We start from the raw sequence: 7,751 nt of genomic DNA on the forward strand, positions 1-7,751 counted from the left end.
GTCTCTCTACGGCTGGGGGGTGGTGGCGCGGAGGTCCTTCTTGCTGACCTTGCCGATGCCGGTCTGCGGGAAGGCGGTGACGAACTCCACCTTGTCGGGGACCTTGAAGTCGGCGAGGCCGGCCTGCCGGACGAAGGCCCTCAGTTCGGCCGCGCGCGGCCGCTCGGCGCCCTCGCGCAGGATGACGTAGGCGCAGCTGCGCTCGCCCAGGTAGGCGTCGGGGGTGGCCACCACGGAGGCGTCGTGGATGGCCGGATGGGCCAGCAGCACGTTCTCCACCTCCTCGGCGGCTACCTTCTCGCCCCCACGGTTGATCTGATCCTTGGCCCTGCCCTCGACCACCAGGTGGCCGGTGGGCGTCCGGCGGACGACGTCTCCGGTCCGGTAGAAGCCCTGGGAGGTGAACGCCTCGGCGTTGTGCTCCGGCGCACGCCAGTAGCCACGGATGGTGTACGGGCCGCGGGTGAGCAGGTGGCCGGTGGCGCCGTCGGGCAGGTCGTGGTCGTGGTCGTCGACGATCCGGATCTCGTCGTCGGGCGAGATCGGCCGGCCCTGGGTGGTGAGCACGGTCTGCTCGTCGTCCTCGGGCCGGGTGTAGTTGACCAGGCCCTCGGCCATGCCGAAGACCTGCTGGACCCGGCAGCCGAGGGCGGGTCCCAGCCGCCGGGCGCCTTCGGCGCTGAGCTTGGCGCCGCCGACCTGGAGCAGTTCCAGGCTGCTCAGGTCGTGCGGTGCCTGCGCCGCCGCGTCGGCCCAGGCGAGCGCGACCGGGGGCACCAGGCCGGTCAGGGTGACCCGCTCGCGTTCGATCAGCGGGAAGGCCGCATCCGCGCTCGGGTTGGGGGCCAGCACGACCCGGCCGCCGGCGTGGAAGGTGCCGAGCGTGCCGGGGGAGCTGAGCGGGAAGTTGTGGGCGGCGGGCAGCGCGCACAGGTACACCGTCTCCGGGCCGAGGCCGCAGATCACCGCGGACTCCCGGACGCTGTACAGGTAGTCGTCGTGGGTGCGGGGGATCAGCTTGGGCAGCCCGGTGGAGCCGCCGGACAGCTGCAGGAACGCCAACTCGTCGGCCCGGGGCGGGTCCTGGACCGGAGCGGCCTCGGCCGCCCGCAGCTCGGCGACGGAGGTGTACGGGCCCGGGTCGCCGACCACGAGGACCTCGCCCAGCGCGGGGACCGCGGCCAGTACGTCGGCCGCCAGCTCCCGGTGGTCGAAGCCGGCGTGCCGGTCCGGCACGATCAGTGCGCGGGCCCCGGCGAACTCGCAGAAGTAGGAGATCTCGGCGCGCCGGTGTGCGGGCAGCGCCATCACCGGTACCACCCCGGCCCGCAGCAGACCGAAGAAGAGCTCGAAGAACTCGGCGGTGTTGGGGAGTTGGAGCACCACCCGGTCGCCGCGGCGCAGCCCGCGGGCGAGCAGTCCGGTGGCGACCAGGTCGGCCCGCCGGTCCAGCTCGGCGTAGCTCCAGTGCCGGTCGCCGTCGGTGAGGGCGATCCGGGCGGGGTCCGCGGCGGCGTGGACGCGGATCATCCGGTCCAGCGGTTCGCCGGTCCAGTACCCGGCGGCCCGGTAACGGGCGGCGAACTCCTCGGGCCAGAAACTCACTTGCTCTCCTCCAGGCCGACCGCGTGCAGGAAGGTGCGGAACTTGGCGCCGGTCTCGGCGAGTTCGGCGGCGGGGTCGGAGGCGGCGACCACGCCGGCGCCCGCGAACAGCCGCAGCAGGTCGCCCTCGGCCTCGGCGCAGCGCAGGGTGACGACCCATTCGCCGTCGCCGTCGGCGTCGCCCCAGCCGACCACGCCGGTGTACAGGCCGCGGTCGAACGGCTCCAGTTCGCCGATCAGGTCGCGGGCCCGGTCGGTGGGCGTGCCGCAGACCGCCGGGGTGGGGTGCAGGGCGAGGGCCAGGTCCAGCGCGCTGGTGGCGGGGTCGGCGAGGGTGCCGGTGACGGTGGTGGACAGGTGCCACATCGCGGCGGTCCGTACCAGCGTGGGCCGCTCGGGGACGTGCAGCTGCGCGCAGAGCGGGGCGAGCGCGGCCCGGACGGCCTCGACCACCACGGCGTGCTCGTGCAGGTCCTTGGGGGACTCCAGCAGGGCGGCGGCCCGGCGGACGTCCTCGGCCAGGTCGGTGGAGCGGGCGGCGGAGCCGGCCAGCGGGTTGGCGCTGACGGCGGTGGCCCGGCGGGAGACCAGCAGTTCGGGGCTGGCGCCGACCAGGGTGGCGGCGCCGCCGGCCGGGACGGCGAAGGTGTAGCCGTCGGGGTCGCGGCGGGACAGCCGGTGCAGCATGGCGGGCAGGTCGGCGCCGCCGGGCGCGGTCAGTTCCAGGGTGCGGGCGAGCACCACCTTGGTCAGTCCGGAGTCGTCGGACAGCCGGCGGACGGCCTCGGCGACGGCGTCCCGGTAGACCTCGGGGGCGGGCACCGGGCGCTGCCGCCAGTCGGCGGTGGCCGGGGCGGCGGCGGGCAGTTGCAGCAGCGGGTCCTCGTGCAGCGGCCCGGCCCGGTGGACCTCGGCGGGTATGAACAGCCGGGCCGGCCGGCCCGGGGAGAACGGGATCGCGCCGACCACGACGGGCGCCTCGGCCCCGGCCGCGCGGGCCGCGCGCAGCGCCTCGGTGGCGCGGGCCGGGTCGGTGACGGTGGCGCGGACGCCTTCGGCCAGCAGGGTGCGGCCGGGGCCGGCGAAGAAGGCCGTCGCCGGTCCCGGTCGGTAGCCGGCGAGCAGGGCGGTGGCGCCCGGCAGGGCCGCTGCCGTGTCGTGGGCCTCGTAGGCCGTGGTCATGAGTTCTCCGTTTCCTGGCGCGGGCGGCGCCTGGGCCGGGGCGTGCGGGCGGTGACGGACGGGCCGTCGGGCCGCCGTCGAGCGGTGGGGTGCTGCGCGGGCGGTGCCGTGCGGACGGTGCTGTACGGGTGGTGCCGGGGGGTGTCGAGACCGGCGCCCGCGTACAATGGTTAGGCTAACCTAACAATACGGGAGGGAGGGAGGCCCCCGGCGCCGGAGGGCCCCCTCGGGGCCGGGCTTCGATGTGAAGATCCGGAGAAGTGAAGCGTTGTCAGAGTATTGTCGGTCCGGCCGATGTGGGTTCGGGGAATGCCCGGGGGCCCGGGTCGACCACCGGCCCGGCAGCGGATTCCCGTGATCGTGACAGGGGAGAGACGATGACCAGCGACCGCTGGCTGCGGCGGTTCCACCCGGGCGGCGACGCCCGCGCACGGCTGGTGTGCTTCCCGCACGCCGGTGGTTCGGCGAGCTACTGGCACCCGCTCTCCGGCCTGCTCTCCCCGCGGACCGAGGTGCTGGCCGTCCAGTACCCGGGCCGTCAGGACCGGTTCACCGAGACCCCGCTGCGCAGCATCACCGAGCTGGCCGCCCGCGCGGTCGACGCCCTCGGCGAGAGCGACGGCCGCCCGCTGCTGCTGCTCGGCCACAGCATGGGCGCCGTGGTCGCGTACGAGGCCGCCCGGCTGCTGGAGAGCTCCGGCGCCGGCCCCGACCTGCTGATGGTGTCCGGGCGCCGCGCGCCGCACCTGCGCCGCCCGGAGGCCGCGCACCTGCTCGACGACCGGGCGCTCCTCGCCCACCTGGCCTCGCTGGACGGCACCGACGCCGGGCTGCTCGCCGACCCGGAGATCGTCGCACTGGCGCTGCCCGCCGTCCGCGCCGACTACGCCGCGCTGACCGGCTACCAGCACCGCGAGCGGGATCCGCTGCGCTGCCCGGTCACCGCACTGGTCGGCGACGACGACCCGGTCACCTCGCCGGCCGACGCCCGGGGCTGGGAGCGGTACACCGCGGCCGGGTTCGACCTGAAGGTGTTCCCCGGCGGCCACTTCTACCTGAACGGCCGCCACGACGAGATCGCCGCGGTGATCTCCCGTCACCTCGAGGCGCTGGTATGAGCGGCACCCTGTACGCGATCAGCGACCTGCACGTCGCCTACCCGGAGAACCGGAAGGTGGTCGAGGAGCTGCGCACCGACTCCCCGGACGACTGGCTGATCGTCGCCGGCGACGTCAGCGAGCGGTTCGGCGAGATCGAGTGGGTGCTCGCCACCCTGCGCGAGCGCTTCGCCAAGGTGATCTGGGCCCCCGGCAACCACGAACTGTGGACCCCCAAGGACGACCCGGTGCAGCTGCGCGGCGACGACCGCTACCGGGCCCTGGTCGAACTCTGCCGCGGCCTGGACGTGCTGACCCCCGAGGACCCGTACGCGGTGTGGTCCGGCGGACCCGGTGGTCCGGTCACCGTCGCCCCGCTCTTCCTCCTCTACGACTACACCTTCCGGCCCGAGGGCACCGCGGACAAGACGGAGGCGCTCGCCGCCGCCTACGCCGCCGGCGTGGTGTGCACCGACGAGATGATGCTGCACCCCGACCCGTACCCGTCCCGCGAGGCCTGGTGCGAGGCGCGGATCGAGGAGACCGAACGGCTGCTCGCCCGGCGCGACCCCGCCCTGCCGACGGTCCTGGTCAACCACTACCCGCTGGTGCGCGAGCCCACCAGGATCCTGCGCTACCCGGAGTTCGCGCTCTGGTGCGGCACCGAGCGCACCGCCGACTGGCACCGGCGGTACGACGCCGCCGCCATGATCTACGGACACCTGCACATCCCCCGGATCACCTGGGCGGACGGCGTCCGCTTCGAGGAGGTCTCGCTCGGCTACCCGCGCGAGTGGGGCCCGCGCGGCGGCCCGCACCGCCCGCGCCGGGTCCTGCGGGCGGAGGAGCGGTGATCGAGCAGCTGCTGCCGCCGGGCGCCTCCTGGGCGGAGGCCTTCGACGACCTGGCCGACGCCCCACTGCTGCCGGGCGAGGAGGAGCTGGTCGCCAAGGCGGTCCCGGCCCGCCGCCGCGAGGTGGCCACCGTACGGGCCTGCGCCCGCAGGGCGCTCGGCGCGCTCGGCCTGCCACCGGTGCCGATCCTGAGGGGGGAGCGCGGCGCACCGCGCTGGCCCGAGGGCGTGGTCGGCAGCATGACGCACTGCGCCGGCTACCGCGCCGCCGTGGTCGCCCGCGCCGGTGACCTGCGCACCGTCGGCATCGACGCCGAACCGCACGAGCCGCTGCCGGACGACGTGCTGGAGGTGGTCGCGCTGCCCCAGGAGCATTCCAGGATCGCCGAGTTGACGGCGGAGCGGCCCGCGGTGCACTGGGACCGGCTGCTGTTCAGCGCCAAGGAGAGCGTCTACAAGGCGTGGTTCCCGCTGACCAGGCGCTTCCTGGAGTTCGAGGAGGCGGACATCACGCTGGAGGTGGACGGCACCTGGTCCGCCCGGCTGCTGGTCGACGGCACCACCGCGGACGGCGGGCCGCTGCTCGGCTTCCACGGCCGCTGGCTGGTGCAGGACGGGCTGCTGCTCACCGTCATCGCCTGAGCCGTCATCGCCTGACCCGCCACCGCCTGAGCCGTCGTCGCCCGGGCCGCGGGCCCGCGGCGGCCGGCGCCGTGGGAAATCCCGGTGCCGGCCGGCGCCGGGCGCGGCTAGCCTGCCCCGGGTGGAGAGCGCACCGGAACTGTGGAACGTGGTGGACATCGAGGCGACCTGCTGGGACGGGCAGCCGCCGCCCGGCGCGGTCAGCGAGATCATCGAGATCGGGCTGACGGTGGTCGACGTCACCGCGGGTGAGCGGGTCGGCCGTCACCGGATCCTGGTCCGGCCCCGGCGCTCGACGGTGAGCGACTTCTGCACCGGGCTGACCGGGCTGACCCAGGCCGAGGTCGACACCGGCGTCCCGTTCGCGGAGGCCTGCCGGCTGCTGGCGGCCGAGCACCGGGCCGGGTCGCGCCCGTGGGCCAGCTGGGGCGACTACGACCGCAACCAGTTCACCCGGCAGTGCGCGGCCACCGGCACCCGGTACCCGTTCGGCCGCCGCCACGCCAACGCCAAGCTGGTCTTCACCGAGGCGTACGGGCTGCGCAAGCGGCCCGGCATGGCCCGCGCGCTGGAGCTGGCGGGCCTGCCGCTGGAGGGCCGGCACCACCGCGGCGAGGACGACGCGTGGAACATCGCGGCGCTCGTCCTGCACCTCGCCGCCCGCGATGCCTGGCACCCGGCGGTGTGCGAAGTGCCGACCCCTTTCCGGTGACTGACAGTCACATCCTCTGGAGCAAGCGGAAGCTGTCCCGAATGTCTCGGTAACGCAGCATCAGTTCCTGATCCGTGCCCCTACCGCCACCGGTCCGCGATCGAGATCCGAAAACCGGTGAGCAAAGTCTGATCGAATTCGAACATCGGACGCTGATCTCCCGTAGGATCGGCCCCGCCACCCGCACCAGGGTGCCGTCGTCTCCGGGGGGATCACGACGACGGCAGCGCGGCCCACAGCGGCGGTGGCGCGGCGGCTCTCAGCCGCCTGTGATGGGCCCCATCGGGGGAGACAGCAACCAACACGGGCAGGAGGGGGGAGTTTTGAGCGAAAGATTCGGGTTCGAGCTGCGAAGACTCCGGACACAGCAGGGCGTCTCCTTGAAGGCGCTGAGCGAGATGGCGCACTACAGCAAGGGCTATCTGAGCAGGGTGGAGACCGGTGCCCGGCCCGCCACCCCGGAGCTGGCGGGCCGGTGCGACGACGTGCTCGGCGCCGGTGGCGCCCTGCGCGGGCTGGTCGCCGACCAGGACCCCGAGGGCCAGTCGGCCGAGCCGCTGAGGCCGGCCCAGTTACCGATGGCGGTACCGGACTTCTACGGCCGTGAGGCCGTCCTGGCGCGGCTCGACGGCCTGCTGTGCGAGCAGCGGATGGTGGTCTGCGCGATCGACGGGATGGCGGGGGTCGGCAAGTCCGCGCTGGCGGTCCACTGGGCGCACCGGGTGCGTGACCGGTTCCCGGACGGCTGTCTGTTCGCCGAGATCGACGGACCCGGCCAGGACGGTGCCTGGGTGACGCCCGGCGAGGTGCTCGGCGGTTTCCTGCGGGCGCTGCGGCCCGGCGGGCCGCTGCCCACCGCGATCTCCGAGCGGGCGGCGCTGTTCCGCACCCTGCTGGACGGCCGCCGGATGCTGATCGTGCTGGACGGCGTGGTCAGCGCCGAGCAGGTGCAGCCGCTGCTGCCCGCCGCCCCCGGCTCCATGGTGCTGGTCACCAGCCGGGTCCGGATGGCGGGCCTGCGCTCGGCGCAGTTGCTCTCGCTGGACCCGCTGTCCCCGCGGGAGGCGGTGCGGATGGTCGCCGCGATCATCGGCGACCAGCGGGTGGCGGCCGAGCCGGTCGCGGCCCGCCGGCTGGTCGAGGCCTGCGGCCTGTTGCCGCTGGCCGTCCAGTTGGTGGCGACCCGGCTGGCGGCCCGGCCGCGCTGGCAGATCGCCTCGCTGGTGGAGCGGCTGGAGGACGAGGAGGAGGGCAGCTCGGTGCTGGACCTCGGCGGCGCCGCGGTCGGTACCGCGTTCCGGCTCAGCTACGAGCGGCTCGGCTGGCAGGCGGCCCACGCGCTGCGCCAGATCGCCCAGTTGGACGGTCCGGACCTGTCGCTCGCGGCCGCGGCCGCGGCACTCGGCGCCGACCGGGCCGAGGCGGAGAACCTGCTGGAGGAGCTGGTGGACGCCAGCCTGCTGGACACCCCGGCGCCCGGCCGGTACGCGTTCCACAAGCTGGTGCGCTCGTTCGCACTGAGCCTGGTGCGGCGGGCGGAGCTGGCGACCGCGGGTCCCGCCGGGGTGGCGCTGGCCGGTCTCTCCGACCGGATCGGGCGCTGACCGGCGGTACCTGGAAGAGACGCCCGAGGACCAGTGGGTCGCCGGTGTCGCCGCGCT

7 protein-coding genes are annotated in these 7,751 nt (G+C 74.7%); 5 read left to right on the plus strand and 2 right to left on the minus strand.

The genetic code is table 11. The features are described from left to right. Window positions 1-6 precede the first annotated feature (6 nt). Window positions 7-1,605, minus strand: coding sequence for a (2,3-dihydroxybenzoyl)adenylate synthase (locus tag AB0D08_RS31740; RefSeq protein ID WP_359893695.1), 1,599 nt, complete (start codon window positions 1,603-1,605; stop codon window positions 7-9). Further along, window positions 1,602-2,786 (minus strand): isochorismate synthase, encoded by a 1,185-nt coding sequence (locus AB0D08_RS31745; RefSeq protein WP_359893697.1) that lies wholly within the window; start codon window positions 2,784-2,786, stop codon window positions 1,602-1,604. The genes AB0D08_RS31740 and AB0D08_RS31745 overlap by 4 nt, the downstream gene beginning before the upstream one ends. 377 nt (window positions 2,787-3,163) lie before the next feature. Here AB0D08_RS31745 and AB0D08_RS31750 point away from each other — a divergent pair, with 377 nt between their 5' ends. From AB0D08_RS31750 to AB0D08_RS31770, 5 genes are all read left to right on the plus strand, one after another. Beyond that, complete coding sequence (locus AB0D08_RS31750; RefSeq protein ID WP_359893699.1) at window positions 3,164-3,904, plus strand: alpha/beta fold hydrolase; 741 nt, start codon at window positions 3,164-3,166, stop codon at window positions 3,902-3,904. Next, entirely contained in the window at window positions 3,901-4,737 is an 837-nt protein-coding gene (locus AB0D08_RS31755) for a metallophosphoesterase (RefSeq protein WP_033826195.1), read from the plus strand. The genes AB0D08_RS31750 and AB0D08_RS31755 overlap by 4 nt, the downstream gene beginning before the upstream one ends. Then, window positions 4,734-5,378 carry a 4'-phosphopantetheinyl transferase superfamily protein gene (locus AB0D08_RS31760; protein WP_359893701.1) on the plus strand — a complete coding sequence of 215 codons (645 nt, stop codon included), beginning with the start codon at window positions 4,734-4,736 and terminating at the stop codon, window positions 5,376-5,378. Before AB0D08_RS31755 ends, AB0D08_RS31760 begins: the two co-directional genes overlap by 4 nt. Window positions 5,379-5,499: 121 nt before the next feature. After that, entirely contained in the window at window positions 5,500-6,090 is a 591-nt protein-coding gene (locus AB0D08_RS31765; protein ID WP_359893703.1) for a 3'-5' exonuclease, read from the plus strand. A gap of 323 nt (window positions 6,091-6,413) precedes the next feature. Then, window positions 6,414-7,694: a helix-turn-helix domain-containing protein gene (locus AB0D08_RS31770; protein WP_359893705.1), complete on the plus strand. Its 1,281-nt coding sequence runs from the start codon at window positions 6,414-6,416 to the stop codon at window positions 7,692-7,694. Window positions 7,695-7,751 lie beyond the last annotated feature (57 nt).

The sequence above is a fragment of the Kitasatospora sp. NPDC048540 genome (assembly GCF_040651175.1).
GTDB lineage: Bacteria > Actinomycetota > Actinomycetes > Streptomycetales > Streptomycetaceae > Kitasatospora.

Coding starts and splice junctions, on each gene's coding strand:
- AB0D08_RS31745 (WP_359893697.1), bottom strand. CDS start 2,786: ATGACCACGGCCTACGAGGCCCACGACACGGCAGCGGCCCTGCCGGGC.
- AB0D08_RS31750 (WP_359893699.1), top strand. CDS start 3,164: ATGACCAGCGACCGCTGGCTGCGGCGGTTCCACCCGGGCGGCGACGCC.
- AB0D08_RS31755 (WP_033826195.1), top strand. CDS start 3,901: ATGAGCGGCACCCTGTACGCGATCAGCGACCTGCACGTCGCCTACCCG.